25 protein-coding genes are annotated in these 22,162 nt (G+C 61.9%); 12 read left to right on the forward strand and 13 right to left on the reverse strand.

What is annotated here, in order from left to right; all coding sequences use genetic code 11:
• Position 1: 1 nt before the first annotated feature.
• Entirely contained in the window at positions 2-751 is a 750-nt protein-coding gene (locus ISP18_RS07680) for an SH3 domain-containing protein (protein ID WP_380008990.1), read from the reverse strand.
• Positions 752-820: 69 nt separating this feature from the next.
• The gene (locus tag ISP18_RS07685; RefSeq protein WP_380008993.1) at positions 821-1,249 is read right to left on the reverse strand and encodes an FKBP-type peptidyl-prolyl cis-trans isomerase; all 429 of its coding nucleotides are present in this window, start codon (positions 1,247-1,249) and stop codon (positions 821-823) included.
• 282 nt (positions 1,250-1,531) lie between these two features.
• Here ISP18_RS07685 and ISP18_RS07690 point away from each other — a divergent pair, with 282 nt between their 5' ends.
• The 3 genes from ISP18_RS07690 to ISP18_RS07700 all read left to right on the forward strand — a co-directional run bounded on the left by ISP18_RS07690 (position 1,532) and on the right by ISP18_RS07700 (position 3,814).
• Positions 1,532-2,608 (forward strand): 3-deoxy-7-phosphoheptulonate synthase, encoded by a 1,077-nt coding sequence (locus ISP18_RS07690; protein WP_380008996.1) that lies wholly within the window; start codon positions 1,532-1,534, stop codon positions 2,606-2,608.
• A gap of 244 nt (positions 2,609-2,852) precedes the next feature.
• Positions 2,853-3,128 (forward strand): GNAT family N-acetyltransferase, encoded by a 276-nt coding sequence (locus ISP18_RS07695; protein ID WP_380008999.1) that lies wholly within the window; start codon positions 2,853-2,855, stop codon positions 3,126-3,128.
• Positions 3,125-3,814 carry a DUF1345 domain-containing protein gene (locus ISP18_RS07700; RefSeq protein ID WP_380009002.1) on the forward strand — a complete coding sequence of 230 codons (690 nt, stop codon included), beginning with the start codon at positions 3,125-3,127 and terminating at the stop codon, positions 3,812-3,814. Before ISP18_RS07695 ends, ISP18_RS07700 begins: the two co-directional genes overlap by 4 nt.
• A gap of 59 nt (positions 3,815-3,873) precedes the next feature.
• Here ISP18_RS07700 and ISP18_RS07705 read toward each other — a convergent pair whose 3' ends face one another.
• Complete coding sequence (locus tag ISP18_RS07705; protein WP_380009005.1) at positions 3,874-4,356, reverse strand: YajQ family cyclic di-GMP-binding protein; 483 nt, start codon at positions 4,354-4,356, stop codon at positions 3,874-3,876.
• Between the two features lie 97 nt (positions 4,357-4,453).
• On the opposite strand from ISP18_RS07705, the gene ISP18_RS07710 reads away from it, so the two are divergent.
• Both ISP18_RS07710 and ISP18_RS07715 read left to right on the forward strand, forming a co-directional pair.
• Positions 4,454-5,632, forward strand: coding sequence for a BaiN/RdsA family NAD(P)/FAD-dependent oxidoreductase (locus ISP18_RS07710; RefSeq protein ID WP_380009008.1), 1,179 nt, complete (start codon positions 4,454-4,456; stop codon positions 5,630-5,632).
• 118 nt (positions 5,633-5,750) lie between these two features.
• Positions 5,751-6,635 (forward strand): NAD(P)-dependent oxidoreductase, encoded by an 885-nt coding sequence (locus tag ISP18_RS07715; protein ID WP_380009011.1) that lies wholly within the window; start codon positions 5,751-5,753, stop codon positions 6,633-6,635.
• 31 nt (positions 6,636-6,666) lie between these two features.
• On the opposite strand, the gene ISP18_RS07720 is transcribed toward ISP18_RS07715, so the two are convergent.
• Both ISP18_RS07720 and ISP18_RS07725 read right to left on the reverse strand, forming a co-directional pair.
• Positions 6,667-7,125 (reverse strand): YaiI/YqxD family protein, encoded by a 459-nt coding sequence (locus ISP18_RS07720; RefSeq protein WP_380009014.1) that lies wholly within the window; start codon positions 7,123-7,125, stop codon positions 6,667-6,669.
• The gene (locus ISP18_RS07725) at positions 7,118-8,002 is read right to left on the reverse strand and encodes a PhzF family phenazine biosynthesis protein (RefSeq protein WP_380009017.1); all 885 of its coding nucleotides are present in this window, start codon (positions 8,000-8,002) and stop codon (positions 7,118-7,120) included. Before ISP18_RS07725 ends, ISP18_RS07720 begins: the two co-directional genes overlap by 8 nt.
• Positions 8,003-8,115: 113 nt before the next feature.
• Between ISP18_RS07725 and ISP18_RS07730 the strand changes: the two genes are divergently transcribed.
• The 4 genes from ISP18_RS07730 to ISP18_RS07745 all read left to right on the forward strand — a co-directional run bounded on the left by ISP18_RS07730 (position 8,116) and on the right by ISP18_RS07745 (position 11,012).
• Positions 8,116-8,724: a rhomboid family intramembrane serine protease gene (locus ISP18_RS07730; protein WP_380009020.1), complete on the forward strand. Its 609-nt coding sequence runs from the start codon at positions 8,116-8,118 to the stop codon at positions 8,722-8,724.
• A 92-nt stretch (positions 8,725-8,816) separates the two neighbouring features.
• Positions 8,817-9,416: a hypothetical protein gene (locus tag ISP18_RS07735; RefSeq protein WP_380009023.1), complete on the forward strand. Its 600-nt coding sequence runs from the start codon at positions 8,817-8,819 to the stop codon at positions 9,414-9,416.
• Positions 9,417-9,551: 135 nt separating this feature from the next.
• A complete protein-coding gene (locus ISP18_RS07740; protein WP_380009025.1) occupies positions 9,552-9,911 on the forward strand; it encodes a hypothetical protein in 360 nt (119 codons plus the stop codon).
• 27 nt (positions 9,912-9,938) lie between these two features.
• Positions 9,939-11,012, forward strand: coding sequence for an aminopeptidase (locus tag ISP18_RS07745; protein WP_380009028.1), 1,074 nt, complete (start codon positions 9,939-9,941; stop codon positions 11,010-11,012).
• Between the two features lie 12 nt (positions 11,013-11,024).
• Here the strand turns inward: ISP18_RS07745 and ISP18_RS07750 are convergent, their stop codons facing one another.
• Complete coding sequence (locus ISP18_RS07750) at positions 11,025-11,843, reverse strand: c-type cytochrome (RefSeq protein WP_380009031.1); 819 nt, start codon at positions 11,841-11,843, stop codon at positions 11,025-11,027.
• A 379-nt stretch (positions 11,844-12,222) separates the two neighbouring features.
• On the opposite strand from ISP18_RS07750, the gene pncB reads away from it, so the two are divergent.
• Positions 12,223-13,422 (forward strand): nicotinate phosphoribosyltransferase, encoded by a 1,200-nt coding sequence (gene pncB, locus ISP18_RS07755; protein ID WP_380009034.1) that lies wholly within the window; start codon positions 12,223-12,225, stop codon positions 13,420-13,422.
• A 127-nt stretch (positions 13,423-13,549) separates the two neighbouring features.
• Here pncB and ISP18_RS07760 read toward each other — a convergent pair whose 3' ends face one another.
• From ISP18_RS07760 to ISP18_RS07770, 3 genes are all read right to left on the reverse strand, one after another.
• Complete coding sequence (locus ISP18_RS07760) at positions 13,550-14,347, reverse strand: MetQ/NlpA family ABC transporter substrate-binding protein (RefSeq protein ID WP_380009037.1); 798 nt, start codon at positions 14,345-14,347, stop codon at positions 13,550-13,552.
• A gap of 71 nt (positions 14,348-14,418) precedes the next feature.
• Positions 14,419-15,111: a methionine ABC transporter permease gene (locus ISP18_RS07765; RefSeq protein WP_380009040.1), complete on the reverse strand. Its 693-nt coding sequence runs from the start codon at positions 15,109-15,111 to the stop codon at positions 14,419-14,421.
• Positions 15,108-16,118 (reverse strand): methionine ABC transporter ATP-binding protein, encoded by a 1,011-nt coding sequence (locus ISP18_RS07770; protein ID WP_380009043.1) that lies wholly within the window; start codon positions 16,116-16,118, stop codon positions 15,108-15,110. The genes ISP18_RS07765 and ISP18_RS07770 overlap by 4 nt, the downstream gene beginning before the upstream one ends.
• A 97-nt stretch (positions 16,119-16,215) precedes the next feature.
• On the opposite strand from ISP18_RS07770, the gene ISP18_RS07775 reads away from it, so the two are divergent.
• Entirely contained in the window at positions 16,216-16,692 is a 477-nt protein-coding gene (locus ISP18_RS07775; protein ID WP_380009046.1) for a glutathione peroxidase, read from the forward strand.
• A 66-nt stretch (positions 16,693-16,758) separates the two neighbouring features.
• Here ISP18_RS07775 and dacB read toward each other — a convergent pair whose 3' ends face one another.
• A complete protein-coding gene (gene dacB, locus ISP18_RS07780; RefSeq protein ID WP_380009049.1) occupies positions 16,759-18,264 on the reverse strand; it encodes a D-alanyl-D-alanine carboxypeptidase/D-alanyl-D-alanine endopeptidase in 1,506 nt (501 codons plus the stop codon).
• Positions 18,265-18,350: 86 nt separating this feature from the next.
• Positions 18,351-19,808 carry an MATE family efflux transporter gene (locus ISP18_RS07785; RefSeq protein ID WP_380009052.1) on the reverse strand — a complete coding sequence of 486 codons (1,458 nt, stop codon included), beginning with the start codon at positions 19,806-19,808 and terminating at the stop codon, positions 18,351-18,353.
• A gap of 16 nt (positions 19,809-19,824) precedes the next feature.
• Between ISP18_RS07785 and ISP18_RS07790 the strand changes: the two genes are divergently transcribed.
• Positions 19,825-20,307, forward strand: coding sequence for an FKBP-type peptidyl-prolyl cis-trans isomerase (locus ISP18_RS07790; protein ID WP_380009055.1), 483 nt, complete (start codon positions 19,825-19,827; stop codon positions 20,305-20,307).
• Between the two features lie 71 nt (positions 20,308-20,378).
• On the opposite strand, the gene ISP18_RS07795 is transcribed toward ISP18_RS07790, so the two are convergent.
• The gene (locus tag ISP18_RS07795; protein WP_380009058.1) at positions 20,379-21,461 is read right to left on the reverse strand and encodes a phospholipase A; all 1,083 of its coding nucleotides are present in this window, start codon (positions 21,459-21,461) and stop codon (positions 20,379-20,381) included.
• Positions 21,462-21,584: 123 nt separating this feature from the next.
• Entirely contained in the window at positions 21,585-22,019 is a 435-nt protein-coding gene (locus tag ISP18_RS07800) for a hypothetical protein (RefSeq protein ID WP_380009061.1), read from the reverse strand.
• Positions 22,020-22,162: the final 143 nt, after the last annotated feature.

Consider the following 22,162-nt stretch of genomic DNA (forward strand, 5'->3'; position numbering starts at 1 on the left):
CTCAACCGCCACCGTTTCCATTATTCCCTTGCTGCTGTTGCTGCGGATTCGGCCGCGGCGCCGGCTTGGTGTTCTGGCCAGGTCGTCCACCATTTCCATTTCCCGGTTGCGGACGATTCCCACCAGGTGGCCGCTGATTGTCACCTCCCGGCTGAGGTCTGTTGTTGCCACCACCGGGAGGTCGATTGTCGCCACCGGGCTGCGGACGATTCCCGTTACCTGGCTGCGGCCGGTTGCCACCCGGCGGTTGCGGACGATAGCCGTTGCCGGGCGAAGGCGGCCGGCCACCCGGTGGCCGATTACCCGGCCAGGGGCGCACAGGTGGTCTCGGTCCTGGGAACGGCCGGACCGGAACCGGACGCGAATACCAACGCGCGCGGTCGCGATAGAACGGGCGGTTGACGTAATAGCGCCCCCAGTACGTACCGATCGCGAAGGTCACGATCGGAATGCCGATGCGCGCGCCGTAGTCGGTCACGATCACTGGTTGGTTGTTGTAGAGATATTCGATGTACGGGCCGGCAATCCAGCCGCGGCTGCCGCCGGCGATCACGTCGCACCATTGCCAGCCTTCGGTGCAGCCTTGCACGTCGACAGGCGTACCGGCGTCCAGGCTGTAGATCAACGGATATTGAGTATCCGGCCCCGCCAGCATGTTGACGGTGGCCACGGTGTAGCCCGGTACGGCGAACGCCGCCACGGGAACCAGCAACAACAGGGCGGTCGCGCACGAACACAACAGGCGTTTCATCGATCGATCCTCCAGTGGCAGCAGGGACGTACGACGTTACAACCCGATCATCATGACGCCGTTCGGCGCTCAATGCACCTCAAGTAGTTCGATATCGAACACTAGCGCGCTGTTCGGCGGCACGTCGGGGGGCGAACCACGCCGACCGTAGCCCATGCGGGAGGGAATGATGATGGTGCGCTTGCCGCCTACCTTCATACCTTTCACGCCGGTGTCCATGCCTTCCACGACTTCATTCGCGCCCAGGCTGAAGCTGAGCGGGCGGCCGCTGTCGTAGGAGCTGTCGATCTTGGCGCCGTGATGGTCCGGCACCTTGGCGTCATACAGCCAGCCGGTGTAATGGATGCGCACTTCGGAATCGTCACGCGCCGTGTTGCCGGTGCCCACCACTACATCCTTAATCACGATGCTGGGCACGTCGTCGGCCAGCGCCGATTGCGAGCCGAGGACGCTCAGGGCGAGCAGGGCAGTGGCGAGGAAGGCGAAGGGGCGCAGCATGAAAACACTCCGAAAAAGACAGGCGGCGGCACAGTAGCGCATTGCGGCGGGCGGCCATAGTCCTTTCTCTCCTTTGCACGGTAGCCGCGATGTGCTATCACTTGAATCATGATCCTCACCTCCAGCCGCTATTACTTTTGGTTTTATGGCTATCCGAAGCCGGCGGCGGAGCATGGTGCGCGATCGTAACTAGCAAGATCACCCACTTTCTCAAAAGCCGCCAGCCACCCTGGCGGCTTTTTTGTTAGGTCGCCGGGCAACCAAACTAAGGAGCGCCATGCCATGACCAGCCGTACCGACGACCTTCGCATCCGCGAAATCAAGGAAGTGCCTACCCCCGCCGACGTGATGCGGGATTGTCCTGCCAGCGACGAAGCCAGCGCTACCGTGGCCACCTCGCGCAACGCCTTGCACAAGATCCTGCACGGCGAAGACGACCGCCTCGCCGTGGTGATCGGCCCCTGTTCCATCCACGATCCGGTCGCCGCAATGGAATATGCCGGCCGCCTCATGGCCGAGCGCGAAAGGCACGCCGATACGCTGGAGATCGTGATGCGCGTGTACTTTGAAAAACCGCGCACTACGGTGGGTTGGAAAGGGCTGATCAACGATCCGGATCTCGACGAGAGCTACCGCATCGACAAGGGGCTGCATTTGGCGCGCCACCTGTTGTGCGACATCAACGCGCTGGGCTTGCCGGCCGGCTGCGAATTTCTCGACCTGATCACGCCGCAATACATTGCCGATCTCGTCGCCTGGGGTGCGATCGGTGCACGCACCACCGAAAGCCAATCGCATCGCGAGCTCGCCTCCGGACTGTCATGCCCGGTCGGTTTCAAGAACGGCACCGACGGCAACGTGAAGATCGCGGTGGATGCGGTGCTTGCTGCGGCTCGTCCACATCATTTCATGGCCGTGACCAAGCACGGGCGCACTGCTATCGCGGCGACGCTCGGCAACGAGGATTGCCACGTGATCCTACGCGGCGGCAAATTGCCGAACTACGATGCCGCGAGCGTGGCCAGTGCTTGCGGCGCGCTCGCCAAGGCAGGACTCGCCGAGCGCCTGATGATCGACGCCAGTCACGCCAACAGCGCCAAGCAGCCGGAGAATCAGCCACGCGTGGTAGCCGATATTGCCGCGCAGCTTGAAGCGGGCGAGACGCGCATCCATGGCGTGATGGTAGAAAGCCATCTTGTGGCTGGCCGTCAGGATCTGACACCCGGTTGCGAGCTTACCTATGGTCAGAGCGTCACCGACGGCTGCATCGGTTGGGATACCACCGTTGATGTGCTGGAGCGGCTGGCGAAAGCGGTGCGCGTGCGTCGCGAGCGGGTGCGGGAGCAGGTGGCGGCGTAGCCGATGAGGTCGTTAGCGCCGTAAAGATCAGAGCAAAGCGTTCGTCATTCCGGCGAAGGCCGGAATCCAGTTCAAAACTTGATGTTGAGTGCTTCGCACAACGTATGGAAACTGGATTCCGGCCTTCGCCGGAATGACGACTGGGCATGGACAAGCAGTGCGGGAACGTACGTGTCCGGAAACCCATGCCGATGGAATGAAAGCATTCTATGCTTGGCACCCTCGACATCCGCGGAACGACACCATGGCCTTGGGCATCCGCCACCGCGCCGCTGCGCATCGCTTCGAAGCCACAGTCGACGGCTTCCTCTGCGAACTTGACTATCAACTGCACGGCCAAGTGATGACCATCATCCACACTGGCGTGCCTTCGGAAGTCGGCGGGCGCGGGATTGCCAGCGAGCTGGTGCGTACCGCACTGGAAACCGCACGCCGCGAAGGCTGGAAGGTGGTGCCGGCGTGCAGCTATGCGCAGGTGTGGATGGAGCGTCATCCGGAATTCGCGGATTTGCGCGCATGAGCGTACCTTCCCACGACAAACCGACAGCCCGCACGCTGCAGCGACGCTGGGCGCCGGTGCGCTTCGTGCGTGCGCGTCCGTGGTTGACGGTGTCCAGCGTCGTATTCGTGGTGGCGTGCGTCACGCTGATCGCTTGCGGCGTGAGGCTGGCTTCGGCAGTGCTGCTGGGCTTCGACCTTGGAGCCTTGCTATTTCTAAGCATGGTCGCCCGCATGTTCGTGCGCGCCAATGCCGAGCACATGGCCCGGCAAGCGTGCGTGCAGGACACCGGCCGCCGCGCCACCTTGTGGGTCGCCGTGACGGTGTCGCTGGTGGTGCTGGTGGCCTTGTCCACTGAGATGCACGCAGCAAAGGGGGGCGGCGCTGCAGCCATGGGTGTGGCTGCGCTTAGCATCGTGCTGTCGTGGCTGTTCATGAACACGATGTATGCGCTGCATTACGCGCACGGTTATTACGGCGATTTCGGCAAGCAACACGAAGGGCTGGAATTTCCGGGCACCAAGCAGCCGGACTACTGGGATTTCGTGTACTTCGCCTTCGTGATCGGCATGTGCTTCCAGGTGTCGGACGTACAGATCACCAGCCACACCTTGCGGCGCACCGCGCTGCTGCATAGCGTGGTGGCGTTCTTCTTCAACGTGTTCATTATTGCGATCAGCGTGAATATCGCCGCGGGGCTGGCGTAGGCTGGGATGAAAATCCCAGCTACCTTTTCGAGATGCTGGGATTGGCATCCCAGCCTACGTTAATCGCGGAAGTTGTCGAACTGCAGCGGTAACTCGACATCCGCCTTGCGCAGCACTGCCATCGCCAACTGCAAGTCATCGCGCTTCTTGCCGGTCACGCGCAGCTTGTCGCCATTGATCTGCGCTTCCACTTTGAGCTTGGCTTCCTTCAGCGCGGCGATCAGCTTCTTGGCGACCGGCTGCTCGATGCCTTGCTTCACGGTGATCTTCTGGCGCGCGCTGCCCAGGTTCACTTCCGGGTCGGCCACGTCCAGCGCGCGAAGATCGATCTTCCTCGCCGCCAGGCGGCCGCGCAGGATGTCCAGCATCTGCTGGAGCTGGAATTCGCTGGGCGCGCTCTGTGTGATCACAAGCTTGTCCAGCTCGAACTTCGCATCGGTGCCCTTGAAGTCGAAACGATTGGTCAGCTCGCGATTGGCCTGATCGACCCCATTGGTCAGTTCGTGCTTGTCGACCTCGGAGATTACGTCGAAGGAGGGCATGGCAGGAGTCCTTAGTAGGCAGGCGCCAAGTTTAAGGCATGCGAGTGTTGGATAATGCGTAGATGTCTCTGGTGGCAGCTCGCATGACGGTGATCGCGTGAAAGTGGATGTCCTGGTCATCGGTGCCGGCGCCGCAGGTTTGATGTGCGCCATCACCGCCGGACAGCGCGGGCGGCGCGTGCTGGTGCTCGATCATGCCAACAAGCCTGGCAAGAAGATCCTGATGTCGGGCGGCGGGCGCTGCAACTTCACCAACCTGGGCGTGACTCCTGCGCAGTACCTTTCGGCCAATCCGCATTTCTGCAAATCCGCGCTGGCGCGCTATACCCCCTACGATTTCATTGCGATGGTGGAGAAACATCGCATCGCGTATCACGAGAAAGAGCTGGGGCAGTTGTTCTGCGATGAATCCTCCAAGCTGATCGTGCGCATGCTGTTGGATGAGTGCACGGCGGTGGGTGTGCGCGTCGAAACCAGTTGCGCGGTGGAGCAAGTGCGGAAAGCCGAGGAAGGCTTTGCCGTGCTGACGGCAAAGGGCGAAGTGCATGCGGAATCGCTGGTGATCGCCACCGGTGGACTGTCGATCCCCAGCATGGGCGCCACCGGTTTCGGCTACGAGCTGGCACGGCAGTTTGGGCACAACGTATTGCCGACGCGCGCCGGCTTGGTGCCGCTGACCTTGAGCGGCAAGCATCTGCAGCATTATCAGGATCTGGCGGGCGTTGCCTTGCCGGTCGTGGAAGCACGCGTGGACAAGCGTGATTTTCGCGCGGGCCTGCTGTTCACGCATCGCGGTATCAGCGGGCCGTCGATCCTGCAGATTTCCTCGTATTGGCAACCGGGTGATGAACTGCGCATCGACCTTTCGCCGCAGCAGGACATTGGCGAATGGCTGATCGCGCAGCGCACGGCGCGTCCTGCCGCCGAGCTGCGCAATGTGCTGGGGGACTTGCTGCCGCGTCGATTGGCGCAGCGCTTGTGCGAGCTATGGCTGGGCAGCAAGCCGATGCGTCAGTATCGCGACGCTGAATTGCATGATACGAGCGCGCGATTGCACGATTGGCCGATTATCGCCAGCGGTACGGAAGGCTATCGCACAGCGGAAGTTACACTGGGTGGCGTGGATACGGATGGCCTTTCTTCCAGCACCATGCAATCCAAGTTGGTACCCGGCCTGTACTTCATCGGCGAAGTGGTCGACGTGACCGGCTGGCTGGGCGGCTATAACTTCCAGTGGGCATGGGCTTCGGGCCGTGCGGCGGGCGAAGTGGCGTAGAGCCTGTTTCCGCCCTCTGTGCAACCCGGGCTACGCAGAGGACGGAGACAGGCTCTAGCTTCGCTTCCGCTAAACGCCGGACATGCTCCACTTAAGCGCTTGCAACAGGAGATTTCCCATGAAAGTCGGTTTTATCGGACTCGGCGCGATGGGTAGCGCCATGGCGAGCAATCTGATCGCCGCCGGGCATCACGTCACGGTCTGGAATCGCTCGGAAGCGGCGGCGGAAAAGCTCGCCTCGCTGGGCGCCAAGGTGGCGAGCACGCCCGATCGCGCGGCGCAGGGCGACGTGCTGCACAGCATGCTCGCGAACGATCAGGCGGTACGTGACGTATTTTTTGACGGCGGCCTGCTCGATGCGATGGATCCCGGCACGGTGCACGTCAACCACGCCACCATCTCCGTCGCGCTCGCGCGTCAGCTGGCCGAGGAACACGCCAGCCGCGGGCTCGGTTACGTGGCGGCTCCGGTGTTCGGCCGTCCGGATGTCGCAGCCGCGGGCAAGCTCAATATGCTGGTGGCTGGCGCGCCTGGCGCCATCGAAAAGGCTAGACCTTTGCTGGAGACGCTGGCGGCCAAGCTGTGGCCGATGGGCGAAAGCCCGGAGCGCGCCAACGTGGTGAAGCTGGCCGGCAATTTCATGATCGTCTCCGCCATCGAAAGCCTGGCCGAGGCCTCTGTGCTGGCGCGCGCCTATGGCGTAGACGTGGCCGATTTCATTGAGTTAATGACCAGCACGCTGTTTGCATCGCCGGTGTACCAGATCTACGGCAAAGCGATAGCGGAACAGCGCTTCACGCCGCCCGGCTTTGCGCTGCCGCTGGGTTTGAAGGATGTAATGCTGGCGCAAGACGCCGCGCATGCCGAACGAGTGCCGATGCCGTTGGCGGGCGTGCTGCGTGACAGCTTGCTGGAAGCGCTAGCGGATGGCGCGGAGGATATGGATCTAGCGGCACTAGTCAGAGCTTCCGCGCGGCGGGCAAATCTGGATCAACGCCCATAGCGGGATGCAATACGGGCTGGCGGCGCAAGCATTAAACCCGTTGCGCCAGCCAGCGATCGAGCTGGTTGGCGAAGGCCTGCTTGTCGCGTGGATGCAATGCATCGGGGCCGCCGGTATTCACGCCCGTGCTGCGAAGTTCTTCCATGAAGTTGCGCATGGTCAAGCGCTGCTGGATCGTGTCGGGTGTATAAAGCTCGCCACGGGGATGCACGGCCAGCGCGCCTTTTTCGATCACGGCGGCAGCCAGGGGAATATCCTGCGTGACGACCAGATCGCCAGGCGCAACCTGGCTGACGATTTCGTTGTCCGCCACATCGAAACCGCCGGCGACCTGGATGCTTCGGATGTAGGGAGAAGGCGGCGTGCGCAAGGCGTGATTCGCCACCAGGGTCACGTGCACCTGCGTACGTTGCGCGGCGCGAAACAGGATGTCCTTGATCGCTACCGGGCAGGCGTCGGCATCTACCCAGATGCGCGGCGCATTACTCACGTCCGTTCCAATGCAGTGTCCCGTCGATCACCGTGTTGGTACGTCCGCCGATCCAGATCGTGCCATCGACGATGTGCGCAATCAGCAGCGCATCGTGCCCCATCTCGCGTCCCTGGCTCACGGAATAACCGCGCGCGAGCGTGCCATGGGGTTCCGCGTGCGTAAGGTACGCGGCGATCAAACCGTTGGCGGCGCCGGAGGCGGGATCTTCGACGATGCCCACGCCGGAAGGGAACGCGCGCACCACCAACTGGTAATCGGGGTGGTTGCTGCGCGCGAACGCGCACAGGCCCATGCTGCCGCTGGCGACGGCAAGCGCTCCGATGGCGCTGTGGTCCGGCTGCCATGCACGCAGGCTGGCTTCGTCCGCGCATTCGGCCAACCACCAGCGCCGGCCGCCGTCCACCAGTGCGGGCGGCAATTTGCCCAGTTCGATGCCGTCGAGCGTGGCGGCCAGCAGCGGATGGGCGTGCAGGCCGGTTTTCACCACGCGTGCCTCGGGCGATTGCAGCATCAGGATGCGCTGCGGGCCGCTACCTTCCACGCGGATCGGCAGCACCCCCGCGCCGCATTCCTGCCACAGCAATCCGTCTTTCGGCTCGGCCAGGTCGCATTCGAGCACGGCGTGTGCGCTGCCCACACTGGGGTGGCCGGCGAAGGCAATTTCCTTCTGCGGCGTGAAGATGCGCACGCGATAGCTGGCCTTGGCATCGGCCGGCGGCAGCAGGAAAGTGGTTTCCACCAAGTCGGTCCAGCGAGCGTAGTGCTGCATCTGGGCGTCGCTCCATCCGCTTGCGTCCGTGACCACACCCAGGTGATTGCCGCCGCCGGGGCTGGCGGCGAAGACGTCCAAGTGCATATAGCGGATGGGTTTCATACGGCAGGGGAGGACGCAAAAGCGGGAAGCGATCGCGCATTCTAGCCGTCGACAACTTGGCGCGCGAACGTCAAGATGGGCGGATTCCAAACATTGATTGTCGGATTCGTCATATGCCGATCACGTTACTCGTCATCCTTGCCGCCACCTGCATCGTTTCCTTCACGGCCTTCAACAACCGTCGGCTGGTGGACGATCTGATCCTGTGGCCGCCCGCGATCGAGCGCAAGCGAGAGTACTACCGGCTGGTGACTTACGGATTTCTCCATGCCGACCCGATGCACCTGTTGTTCAACATGATGACGCTGTTCTTCTTCGGGCGGATGATAGAACCGGTGTACGACGCGACACTGGGCACATTCGGCTTCGCGTTGTTCTACCTGGGCGGTCTGATCGTGTCGATCCTACCCACTTATCTGAAGAACCGGCGCAACACGAACTATCGCAGCCTGGGTGCTTCCGGCGCGGTATCCGCGGTGGTGTTCGGCTTCATCCTGTTCGCACCATGGGCGCGTATCTACGTGTTTTTCCTGCCTGTACCGGCGATCATCTACGCGGTGCTGTATGTGGCTTATTCCATTTACATGGATCAGCACGGGCGCGACAACGTCAACCATAGCGCGCACCTGTGGGGCGCGGCCTATGGCGTGGTGTTTACCGTGCTGGCGCATCCGCCAGTGCTGGCGCAATTCCTTGGGGAGCTGGCGCGGCCGAGGATGTAAGAGCCTGCTTTTAATGCTTAAACGATTGGCACTTGCCGATCACACGTACTTCGCGATGATGTCGCCACCGACCTCCGCTGGAGTACGTACGCATGGCAACGACACGCAAGTCGGCCGCGAAGCAACCCGCGGCTCGCAAGGCATCCCAAAGTACCGGTTCGGCCCGGAAGAAACCCGCCGGTAAGAAAGCGGCGAAAAAGGCTATTCCCGCCAAGAAGACAGTGAAGAAGGCGGCCTCCAAGGCGCCGGCTAAAAAAGTAGCTGTCAAGCAAACGTCTGCCAAGAAGGCGGTCAAGAAAAGCTCTGCGCGCAAGGCGGCATCGCCAGCGCCTGCGAAGCAAGAAAAGGCGGCGGCCAAGACGCCTGTTGCGAAGTCCAAAGTGGTCCGCCAGACCGCTCCGGCGCCTGCTCCTGCAGCAGCAAAGCGCGTCACGCCAAAGACGTCGCCTGCATCGCCGTCAGACGCTTCGAATGAACCTGCGCATATCAGCCCTGAGCAGGCGGTGGCGCATATCCAGGCGTTGTTGCAGGCCAAACAGGAGCGCATCAAGCGCGGGCCGGCGTGGCCAGGCGCCAAGCCGGCGCCGAATGCCCTCAATGGCACTGCTCAACACGGCAGTGGCGGTCAGGCCCAAGGTCCGCTGCATCATCTGGCGCACGCGCGCGGTGATCAGCCTAAGGGTAAAACCTGATCGGATATCCCTTAGTGGTTTGTTATCAACAAGGCCGGCCTCCTCTGAATGCGGCCGGCCTTGTCTTTTCTTACTCAGTGCGCATTTAACGCAATAGGACTAACGTAGCTTCGTAGAACGCATGGAGTCCCCACCATGAACATCGCGTTGAAACATGTGCTTGCCGGCCTGACGCTGGCGGGCGTGACCTGTCTGCTTTCCGGTTGTTACGTGGCGCCGGGTTACAGCTACGTGCAAAGCAATGGCTACGCGGGGGACGCCTATTACGGAAGCGGCCCGGCCGTGGTGTACAACTATCCGTACTACGGCTACCCATACGGGTATTACGGCGGCTGGGGTTACTACGGTTGCTGCTACGGCGGCTTTTATGGCGGTGGGCGTTACTGGGGACGTGGCGGCCATGACTGGCATGGCGGCGGTCACGGCGGCTGGCACGGTGGCGGTGGCCATGGCGGATTCGCAGGCCATGGCAGCTCGGGTAACCACGGGCACTGATTTCATGTCTTGCGTCAGAATGCGGGGATGATTCATCCCCGCATTCTTTTCGTCGCCATCCGGTCGATTTTCTGCATCATGGTGGTCGCCGTGCTTGGTGCCTGCGCCGATCTTCGCTACTACATGCACGTGACGCATGGCGAAAGCGCCTTGCTGCTCAAGCGCCGTTCCGTCGGCAAAATAGTCGCCGACCCCACGACTGATCCCAAGCTCGCCGCGCGCCTGCAGCTCTCCCAGCAGGCGCGGCAGTTCGCCTCCGACCGGCTCGATCTGCCGCGCAACCGCAGCTACACCTATTACGTTCAACTGCATCGTCCATACGTGGTGTGGAACGTCTACGCCACGCCGCGCTACTCGGTGGAAGCGGTGCCGCAATGCTTTCCCATCGCCGGCTGCGTGGCCTATCGCGGCTGGTTTGAGGAGCAGAAGGCGAAGGCTGGTGCCGAACGCTTGCGTGCGCAAGGTTACGACGTCTATATCGGCGGCGTGTCCGCCTATTCGACGCTGGGCTGGTTTTCCGATCCCATCCTCAGCAGCATGATGCGCTGGGACGATGACGAACTGGTCGGCACGATCTTCCACGAACTCGCGCATCAAAAGATCTACGTGAAAGGCGATACCGCGTTCAACGAAAGCTACGCCATGTTCGTGGAGGATGAAGGCCTGCGCGAGTGGCATCGCGCGCGCGGCGAGCCCGTCGGCGACGATCACGAGCAGGCTATGGATGACGGATTCACCGGACTGGTGCTCGACCTGCGCGAGCGCCTGAAAAAGCTCTACGCCAGCGGTGTGGGCGATAGCGCGATGGAGGAAGGCAAGCAGCGCGAGATCGAAGCTTTCCGCGCGCGCTACGCCGCATGGCGAGAGCAAAACTGGCCGAACGATCATCGCTACGACCACTGGGTGGCGCAGCCGATCAATAATGCGACCTTGCTGCCGTTCGGTCTTTACGACCAGTGGAAGCCGGCGTTTGCGGTGCTGTTCAAGCAGGCAGGTGACCGGTGGCCACAGTTCTTCGATCGTGTGCGCGAGCTGGCGAAGGAGCCCACGGCGGAACGCGAAAACGCGCTGCGCGTTCTGCTCGACGGCGCGAAGAATTGAAAAAGGCTGTCGTTACTTTTCCACTTTGTGTTGCGCCATGTACGTGAGATACGCAAGTAGCACGTCCAGATCGGCATCCGACAGCGACGCCTGCGTGGGAAAGCCCGTCATCTTGCCTTCCGGCCAGCGCCGCAGCGATTGCGGGTTGCGGATGAAGGCGCGCAGCATGTCCGCGCTCAAGTACTCGGTAGGGCTGTGCGGAATATTCAGATCCGGACCCATGCGCGCATCGCCCTCGCCGTTGAGCGTGTGGCAGGCAAAGCAGGTGCGTTGGAACACAACGTAGCCGCGGCGGACCGGACTGTTCGCGGGCTCGGAGGCAGCTGGCGCCGTGGCGGGAAAGCGGGACGCCGCATCCTGCGTAAGCTGGATGCGCGCTAACTGGTAAGGCCATTGCTCGCTGCTGATCTGCGCAGCGGCCGGATCGGTCCACACCACGTAGAACGGGCCTGCATCTCCCTTATTGCCCGGCAGCGCTGGCCAGGGGTATTGCGGATCTTCGACGGCCAGCCACGCCTGCGCGCCTGTTCGATTGAGAATGGCGTCCGCGTCGATGTCGACGGAGAAACCGTCGTTCGCAACAAATTTCAAACGATCGCCGTGTGCTAGCCCGGGCAGCAGCGCATGCAGCGGTACCGCGCGATAGTGCATGGTGCGATGGAATGCGACATCAGCCGGAATCGTCACGGACTGCGCATCGGCGCTGGTCAATAATTGCGCAGTGGTCCAGATGCGCACGCCGTGGCCGGTATCAATACTCAGATCGGCGGCATGAAGGGGTAGGGCGCAACACAGCGCGAACAGGGCAAAACAACGGCGTAACAAGCTCATGCTCTGACCTTTACTTACAAACATTTGGGAAACGGTGCAGATGAAACTATCGAAGGTTGATCGGTTAGTTGTCGGAAAGCTGAACCGTTTCGACCGGCCCCTTGAACTTCGTCCGCACCGCACACACTAAGTCTACGAATCGCCGTGAGGCGACAAGTGGATGTCACAACCATCGTGGTATCCAGGGGCCGGTTCCTAGTTTACCCTCCCCCCGGAACGCGGCCTAACAAACCCCGGCAGTTATTCCCCTGGCTGCCGGGGTTTTATCTTTTCTGCCTTCTTGAAATCTCCACTGGCTGTTCATGGCAAGGACTTCGGCGGGATAATCCGTCAACGCCGCGTCGCGCGCGCATGCCTTTCCCCTCGACATGGATGCTCCATGATCGTCAGCTCTTTGCTTGATACCGATCTCTACAAGTTCTCCATGATGCAGGTGGTGCTGCATCAGTATCCCGCTGCGCAAGTGGAGTACCGCTTCAAGTGCCGCAACCCTGGCGTCAACCTAGTGCCGTACATCGATGAAATCCGTGCGGAGCTGGACGCGCTGTGCAGCCTGCGTTTCACCGAGCAGGAACTCGACTACCTGCGCAGCTGGCGTTTCATCAAGAGCGACTTCATCGATTTCCTCGGGCTATTCCAGCTCAACACCAAGTACGTGGAGATCTCGCCATCGGGGCGAGACAATGGCGAAATCGAGATTCGCATCGTCGGTCCCTGGCTGCACACCATCTTGTTCGAGGTGCCGCTCCTGGCAATCGTCAACGAGGTGTATTTCCGCAACACGCACCCCGGGCTAGACCTCACCGAAGGGCGTCGGCGTCTGAGGGAAAAGATCGCGCTGTTGCGCGACACGTCCGGCTACCAGGAATGCCGCATGGCCGACTACGGCACGCGCAGGCGCTTCTCGCGCGAATGGCATCGTGAAGTGGTGACCACGCTGCATGAAGGCCTGGGTACGCAACTGACCGGCACCAGCAATGTCTGGCTCGCGTGGCAGCTCGGCCTGCGCCCGCTTGGCACACTGGCGCACGAATACCTGCAGGCGCATCAAGCGCTGGGACCGCGCCTGCGCGATTCGCAGGTGGCGGCGCTGGAGGCCTGGGCGAAGGAATACCGCGGAGACCTCGGCATTGCGCTATCGGATGTCTACGGACTGTCCGCCTTCCTGCGCGATTTCGACATGTATTTCTGCAAGCTGTTCGACGGTACGCGCCACGATTCGGGCGACCCGTTTGCCTGGGGCGAGCGCGTGTTGGCGCATTACCAGGCTAACCGTGTCGACCCACGCAGCAAGATCCTGGTGTTCAGCGACGGCCTGGATGTTCCGAAGGTGATGCAGCTGTTCAAGCACTTCCACGGCCGCTGTCAACTGGCTTTCGGCGTAGGCACCAATCTCACCAACGATGTCGGCCCGACGCCGCTCAACATCGTGATCAAGATGGTCCGCTGCAATGGGCAGCCGGTGGCCAAGCTCAGCGATTCGCCGGGCAAGAACATGTGTGAGGATGAGGCGTATATCGCCTATCTGCGGCAGGTGTTTGAGATTCCGGTGTCGGTTGAAGCGGAATCTGCGGCGTAAGTCAGCTATTCCAACTTGCCGTCATTCCCGCGAAAGCGGGAATCCAGCTTCGCTTTAAGCATCAGAGCAACATGGATTCCCGCTTTCGCGGGAATGACGACCTGGGGGATTGCGCGATGATGGAACTTTAGAAAGCCGGCAACACCGCGCCGTGATACTTCTGCTCGATGAACGCCTTCACTTCGGGACTGGTCAACGCCTTCGCCAATTTCTGCACGCGCGGATCGTCCTTGTTGTCCGGACGTCCCACCAGGTAGTTCACGTACGGCGAATCCTTGCTTTCGATCAGTAGCGCATCCTTGGTCGGATTCAGTCCGGCGGCGAGCGCGTAGTTGGTGTTGATCAGCGCCAGGTCCACCTCATCCAGCGTGCGCGGCAGCATCGCGGCTTCCAGTTCTTTGAACTTCAGGTTCTTGGGGTTGGCGGTGATGTCTTTCAGGGTCGCCAGTTCGTCGTTCGGATCCTTCAGCGTAATCAGGCCGTGCTTGGCAAGCAGGAGCAGGGCGCGGCTGTTGTTGCTCGGATCGTTCGGAATGGCCACGGTGGCGCCGTCGGGCAACTGATCGATCGACTTGAGTTTGTGCGAGTACGCGCCGAACGGCTCGATGTGCACACCCGTGATGATGATCAGATTGGTCTTCCGCTCACGGTTGAAAGCGTCCAGATAGGGCTTGGTCTGGAAGTAGTTCAGGTCGATGGCCTTCTCGTCTACCTGCACGTTGGGCTGCACGTAGTCGGCGAACACCTTGATCTGCAGATCCACGCCTTCCTTCGCCAGGATGGGCTTCACTTCCTTGAGGATTTCCGCATGCGGAACCGCGGTGGCGGCCACGATCAGCGTCTGGCTGTTGGCGTCACCGGAGCCGGAGGAGGAGCAGCCGGCCAGGAGCATGGCAGCGGCCAGAAGAACCATCAGCTTTTTCATGGGGCAGTCCTTATGCGGTAGATCAGGATAGCCGTCCATACGGCCAGTTGCAAAAACGTGCTGTTCAGGCACTAGCGCCGGCTGTAGTGCGCCACGATGCGGTCACCCAGCATTTGCAGCAATTGGACGAGTACGATCAGCAGCAACACCGTTACCACCATGTAATCGGACTTGTAACTCAAATAGCCGTAGCGATAGGCCAGATCGCCGAGGCCGCCCGCGCCGATCGCGCCGCCCATGGCGGTGTAGCCGACCAGTGCGATGGCGGTGACTGTCACACCCGCCCACAGGCTACCGCGCGCTTCGGGCAGCAGCACATGACGCACGATCTGCCAGGTCGTAGCGCCCATTGCCTGCGAAGCTTCGATTACGCCGCGCTCCACTTCGCGCAGCGCCGTTTCCACCAGGCGCGCGAAGAACGGCGCCGCGCCGATCACCAGTGGCGGAATCGCGCCGCGAATGCCGAGCTTGGTGCCCACCAGTACGTAGGTGACCGGCATCAGCACAATCATCAGGATGATGAAGGGAATCGAACGCAGCACGTTCACCACCAGCGACAACGCGCCGTAGAGCTTGGGCATGGCATGCAACTGGCCCTTGCCCGTAAGGAACAACAGCACGCCAAGCGGCAGGCCGATGAGCACGGTAAGCAGCAACGAACCACCCAGCATCAGCAAAGTGTCGATGCATGCCTGGCCGAGTTCACCCCAGTCGTCGATGTTAGGGAACAGCGAGTGCAGCACGGGAAGATGGGTGGCGATCATCGGGCAAGTTCCTCCACTTCGATGCCCGCTTCGCGCAGCGCGTGCAGGGCAGCATCCACATTGTCGCCCTGCATCGCCAGGGTGAGCTGGCCGTAGGGTAGATCCTTGATGCGGTCGATGCGCCCGGCCAGGATGTTGAAATCCACGCCCGTGTCGCGCGTCACACGGCCCAGCGTCGGCGACCAAGTAGCCTCACCGCGAAAAGACAGGCGCATGATGCGGCCGGGCACCTGTTCGTAGATCGCATGTTCGCCCGCGGCTTCTTCGGGTAATGCTTCGCTGACGAAGCGGCGGGTGGTGGCATGTTGCGGATGCAGGAACACGTCGACGACGGCGCCATGCTCCACGATGCGACCGTCATCCAGCACGGCCACGCGATCGCACACACGCCGCACCACATCCATTTCGTGCGTGATCAGCACGACGGTGAGCTTCAGCTCGCGATTGATTTCGGCAAGCAGATCGAGCACGGATGCGGTGGTCTGCGGATCGAGCGCGCTGGTGGCTTCGTCGCACAGCAAGATAGAAGGGCGATTGGCTAGTGCGCGAGCAATACCCACGCGCTGCTTCTGGCCGCCGGAAAGCTGCGCGGGATATTTGTTCGCGTGCACGGTCAAGCCCACGCGCTGCAGCAGTTCGTCGACGCGTGCGCGGATCGCCTTCGCGTCCTTGTTGCCGGCAATCCGCATCGGAAAGGCAATGTTTTCCACTACCGTCTGCGAAGACAGCAGATTGAAGTGCTGGAAGATCATACCGATGCGCTGCCTGGCGGCGCGAAGCGCGTCATCCGAAAGCGCGGTGATCTCGGTGTCGCCGATCAGGATACGCCCGCCGCTCGGCTTCTCCAGCAGATTGATCAGGCGGATCAGCGTAGATTTGCCGGCGCCGGAATGACCGATGATGCCGAACACCTCGCCGTCCGCGATTTCCAGGCTGAAGGGTTCCAGCGCCGGAATGTCCTTGCCGTCAACACGGTAGGATTTGTGGACATCGATGAAACGGATCACGGCATGCCTGGTCTGTGGTCGAAAACGCCCATTCTATGCCACCCGGCGGATGGGGGCCTGAAGTAGACTGCCATATCGATATGACCGGAGCGACGACATGACCACCGTATACGACTTCAGCGCGCGCGACATCGATGGCAACGAGCGGCCGCTGGCCGAATGGCGCGGCAAGACCCTGCTTATCGTAAACGTGGCCTCCAAGTGCGGCTTTACCCCGCAGTACAAGGGGCTGGAAGAACTGTGGCGCAAGCACCGTGACCAGGACCTGGCGGTGCTCGGCTTTCCCTGCGACCAGTTCGGCCACCAGGAGCCGGGCAACGAGGAGGAGATCAAGCAGTTCTGTTCGACCACCTACGACGTGACGTTTCCGATGTTCGCCAAGATCGAGGTGAACGGCGAAAGCACGCATCCGCTCTATCAATGGCTGAAGAAAGAAGCCAAGGGTTTGCTGGGCAGCGAATCGATCAAGTGGAACTTCACCAAGTTCCTGGTGGATGCGGAGGGCAAGGTGGTGAAGCGCTACGCGCCGAATGATGCGCCGGAGAAGATCGAGAAGGATTTGGGGAAGCGCTAAATAATTTGCACGGCTTAATCTAGCCATGCCGTCATTCCGGCCTTCGCCGGAATGACAAGCCTGATGTTAGCTATGTCCCCGGAATGACGCCAACAACTCCACGATCGCATCCAGATTGCGGCTCGGGCTCGCCTCATCCTCCCCGCGCACGAAGTTGTTGAGCATGATCGCGAACGCCAGCCGCTCGCCTGTAGCCGTGGTCACATAACCGACCAGGCAACGCACGTTGGTCATGCTGCCGGTCTTGGCGTGTACGTTGTCCGCCGCGGCCGTGTTGCGCATGCGCCATTCGAGCGTGCCGTCCACGCCGGCGGCCGGTAGGGCATCGCGTAGCTGGGCACCGTAGGGTTGGCCGGCAAGGTAGGTCAGCAGGCGCACCATCGCGTTGGGTGTGGACAGGTCCTGCCGCGACAGACCTGCGCCTTCCTCGATCTGCGCCGAGCCGGGTGCGATGCCGATGTGGTCCAGTAGTTCCTTGAGTGCGCGGATGCCCCAAACTTCGCTGCTCAGAAAACCCGTCGCCGGGTCGCCGGACTGTTCCGCGTTGGCGTGCGCTTTGATGCCCGCGATCTGCAGTAGGTTCTGCAGGTACAGATTCTGTGAACGCTTCAGACCGCGCGAGAGGATGTCCATCACCGATGGCGAAAGCACTTGCGCCACTACCACGGCCTTGTCGAGATCCGCTTCGTTCTGCTCCGGCCAGTGCCGCACGCGTAGGCTGCCATGCACGCGTACGCCGTGGCGTTCCAGCGCTTCGCGCAGCCGCGTGCCGGCATACCAGGCCGGATCGGCGATGGCGAGCTTAAAGGTTTGCGGTTCCGCGCGCGCTGCAATGTTGCCGAAGGCGTACAAGGTGGCATCGCCCGGCGCGCGGTAGAGATTGATATCGCCGCGCGTATCCTGCGCGCTGGTGGTGAGGTTATTCACCACGCGCGTCATGGCGCCGGGCGGATCGAACATCAGCGCGGCAGGATGCCCTGCGGCGCTCCCTGGACGCACGGTGAGGTCGACCAGGTTTTCCTGCACGCTGAGAGCAGAGGCGGGCACGGCGAACCAGCTCTGCAGATCGCGCGCTTCCCAGCCGGAACCGACCTGCGGTCCCTGGAAATAGCTGTCGTCCGCGATCAGATCCCCTTGCACATCATGCACACCGCTGGCGGCGAGCTGCGTGGCCAGTTGATCCGCCCAGTCCATGTTGGTGCCGGGCGTGCCGAGTGTGGGATCGCCCATGCCGCGCAGAATCAGCGGCCCCTCAAGCCGGCCTTGCACGACGGGCCGCGTGGCAAGCAATTGCGTGGGAATGCGGTAGTCACTACCGATCGTGTCCAGCACCACGGCGGCGGTATAAAGCTTGGCGGTGGAAGCCGGCTGCAACAGGCGATCCGCTTCGTGCGCGTACAGCGTGTGGCCGGTATCGAGCGAGACCACGGCGATGCCCCAACTGGCTGACGCGAAGCGCGGTTCGTCGATCTGTTCGTCGATGGCGGCGGCCAGTTGCTGCGGCGTGGCGACTGCAGCGACGGGGGAATCGGCAGCGTAAGCAGATGTGCCGGCAATGGCGGCCAGCAGCATGCATGCCGCGCCGATCCGCAATAGAGATCGCGATAGAACGGAGGTCATGTGGCCAAGTATTGCCGAAGCGTTACCCGCACGATAGCTCAGGCGATCCACGCACTACGTCGGCGAATGCGCCATCCCAGCCATGCCAAACTCAGTCCGCGCACGGTCATGAACGCGAGAAACGCCAGCCACAATCCTTCGTTGCCCAGGCTGCGCATGAGCCACGCAAGCAGCGCGAAGAACAGCACGGATACCAGCATGCCATCGCGCATCTCGCGCGCACGCGTGGCGCCGATGAACAGGCCGTCGAGCAGGTAGCTCCACACCGCCACTATAGGCAGCGCCGTCAGCCATGGCAGATAGCGGTAGGCGGCGTCGCGCACCTCGGGCAGGTTGGTCTGCAGGTTCACAAACAGATGCCCGGCGCTGCTGAAAAACAGCGCGTAACCGATGCTGCCGATCAGCGACCAGCCGCCTGCCACGACCAAGGCACGGCGCAGTGCGTGGTGATCGCGCGCACCGATGGCGTGTCCGCACAGCGCTTCCACCGCATTGGCCAGGCCATCCAGCCCGAAGGCGGTCAGCATCAGGCCATTGAACAGCAAGGCGTTCGCGGCGACAGTCGCATCGCCCAGACGCGCGCCCAGCAGCGACAGGCTGAAAAACACGCCTTCCAAAGCCAGCGTACGCAGGAAGATGTCGCGATTCACGCGCAGCAGCGGCAACCAATGCCGCCATGCGCGCAAAGTCTGCCAGTCGACGTGTCCGTGCAGGCTGCGCATCACCTGACGCCCACGCCATAGCCCGTAGAGCGCGCCGCACCACTCGCCGCCCACCGAAGCCAGCGCGATGCCGGGTACGCCCCAGCCGAAGCCCAGCACGAACAGCAGGTTCAAGGCGATGTTCACCAGGTTCGTCACCAGCAGCAGTGCGAGCGTGGTGCCTGCGCGCTGTGCGCCGATGAACCAGCCAGCCAACGAATAGTTGAGCAGGGCCGCCGGCAGACCGAACAGGCGCAAGTGCAGATAATCCAGCGCGCGTCCGCTCATCAGCGGTGTGCCATGCATTTCGGCTACCAGCCATGGCAGCAGCGGAATCATCAGTAGGGCCACTAGCACACCGAGCACCGCGGCAAGCAGCAAGGCCTGCGTCTGCACGGTGCGCAGGGCCGAAGCATCGTTCGCGCCCTTGGCTTGCGCGGCAAAGCCGGTGGTGCCCATGCGCAGAAAACCCAGGCTCCACACCGGCAGCGCATACACCGCGCTGCCCACCGTGACGGCGGCAAGGTCTTGCGTGTGCGGTAGGTGTCCGGCGACGGTGCTATCCACCAGTGCCACCAAGGGCACGGTGAGGTTGGACAGGATCATGGGCGTAGCGAGCGCCCACACCTGCCGGTGCGTCGCGCGGTGGCGCCAGGCTTCGAGCAGTGTCGTCATGGGATTGCGGGGAGGCAATTGCTGCGCATTCTGGCACGTTTCAGGCTGCGCAAAGATCGTGGACAGGCTCAAGTGGTAATCTTGCACGTCCATCGTCGGCGAAGGTCGGCGCTCATCCATAGACAGCGAGACCCTCATGCAGATCGTCGACAATTCCGTAGCTTCCTTCCACTACACGCTCACTGACGACAGTGGCCAAGTGCTTGACAGCTCCGAAGGCCGTGAGCCGCTCACCTACTTGCACGGCACCGGCCAGATCGTGCCGGGCCTGGAGAAGGCGATGGCCGGACGCGTGGCCGGCGACCAGTTCAAGGTCGACGTGGCCCCGGCGGAAGGGTACGGCGTGCATCATGCGGAACTGGTACAGGCCGTGCCGCGTGAGGCGTTCCAGGGTGTGGACGATATCCAGCCGGGCATGCAGTTCCAGGCCCATGGCCCTCAGGGTCCCGTCCACGTAACCGTCACCAAGGTCGACGGGGAGACCGTGCACATCGATGGCAACCATCCGCTGGCCGGCCAGACGCTGCATTTCGACATTCAGGTGACTGAAGTGCGCGAAGCCAGCGCGGATGAGCTTGCGCACGGGCATGTGCATGGTCCGGGCGGTCACGAGCACTGATCACTCGCGCATTGCGTCTCATCGCGAGCGATGTAGGTTGGGGTGAGCAACGCGAACCCCGACCTACGGCACTAATACCAATCCAGCAACGAAATCCCCACGCCCAGATACGTGGCGTTGTGGTTGTAGTCGAGAATGTTCTCGCCATAACCCTTGAACAGCTCCGTGTAACCGCGCAGATTGCCGACCAGCGGAAAACTCCAGGCCACGCGCATCGCACCGTGCTGCTGGCTGCCGCCACGCAACGAGTCACGCAACATCAGGCTGAATTCCTGGCCGTGCCATTCGTGGATGATTTCCACGTCCGCGCGGCCGATGTAATTGCTGATATCCGGATTGTTGTCATCCTTGGATGTCTCGGGAACGCGCCACCATGGACGGAACATGATCGTCCAGTTCGCACGCTCGAGGCCGATCTGCGCCATCACGCGGTTCCAACTGCGCGAAAGCGGATCGGATTGTCCATTGGACTGATGATTCAGGCCGATGCTCAGAAGGCGCCCGTTCCAGCCGAACACGTTGTAGTCGGTGTTGAACACCAGCATGGCCTCGGGCTCGTAATCGGTCTCGCGGAACGGACGCGACAGCTTGGCGTTGTAGACCTGCCAGTAGGAATCCTGGGTGTAACCCACCCACAGATCGCCCGTGTCGCCGAAGACGCCCTGCCAGATCTTGGTTTTCAGGCTGAGCTGGAACTTGCCTTCGACGTTCTGCATGCCCAACGGCGTATGCACCGCGTTAGTCGGATTCGGGCTATAGGGAAGGTTGTTCTGGTTGGTCGTGGCGAATCCCGGTAGCACGTAGATCGGCTTGTAACCGCGCAGGTTGAACGTACCCAGTTTGCTATCCGGCGACAGCTCCCAGCGGCTGTCCAGCAGCGAAAGCGGCGTGGTCGTGTTGTTCGTCGTTGCGGCGACCTCTTGCTCATTATGAAAGATGATGGACTCGGGTGCGGCCTTCGGCGCAACGCGCTTTTGTGCGGCGGGCATTTGGCTGCGGCCGGTGGCGCGGTCGTAACAGGCAAGCCGCTGTGCGTCGCTCTCGATGCCTGTACACGCCTTTATATCGGCAGGGTCGACGTTTTGGGCGTGAAGCGGTTGGACGGCCAGGCTGGCACCCGTGCCGAGCAACAAATAGCTGAGCCAGGTTTTCATGGGAGCTCCCTACGCGCCACTCCCGGCGCGCCCGTGCCAAGTCTAGCTATCTTGCGGAACAAAAACGCCAGCCATCGGATGATGGCCGGCGTGATGTGTTGCTCCAAGCGTACAAGCGTTCGCTCAGTTCAGATCTTTTATCCAGCGTTCGTATTGGGCTTTGGAGATGCGATTTCCATTGTGAGAAACGTAGAGGAAGTCGTTGGCCAGCGGTGGGTACGCATTGGCATCGTCCTTGGTGATGTACTTCTTGCCGTTTGCCAGTTGCGTGAACGATGGCGGCGATGCGGTGGAGGGTGCAGGCGGCACTGTGGAGTTGATGATGACCTGGCCCTGTGTCGTGTTGAACGTGGCGCCACTGGCGCCGGGGCTGTTATTGGCCGCGCCAGGCGTCGGCAAAGTCGCTGGTGGTGCGCTGGTCGTGCTTTGCGTGGCTGGCATCGATGGAGTCGATTGCGCCGGCTGTGTTGGCTGTGTTTGCGTTTGCGCCCATGCGGCACCTGCTGCGAGCAGGCTCGTGCCGAGGATGGAGAGATGGGTGGGGGTACGATTTTTCATTTGGATAGCTCCATGCAACGCTTGATGGAACCGCTGCACCATAGCCATGGGCATCATGCATCGGTCTCCCAAGCTCGATGTGCACATTAGCAATGCAGCTGTAAATGTCAGCAGAATACACATGTCACCATTCCGTGAAGGCA

This window comes from Dyella humi (assembly GCF_044904605.1).
Taxonomy (GTDB): Bacteria; Pseudomonadota; Gammaproteobacteria; order Xanthomonadales; family Rhodanobacteraceae; genus Dyella_B; species Dyella_B humi.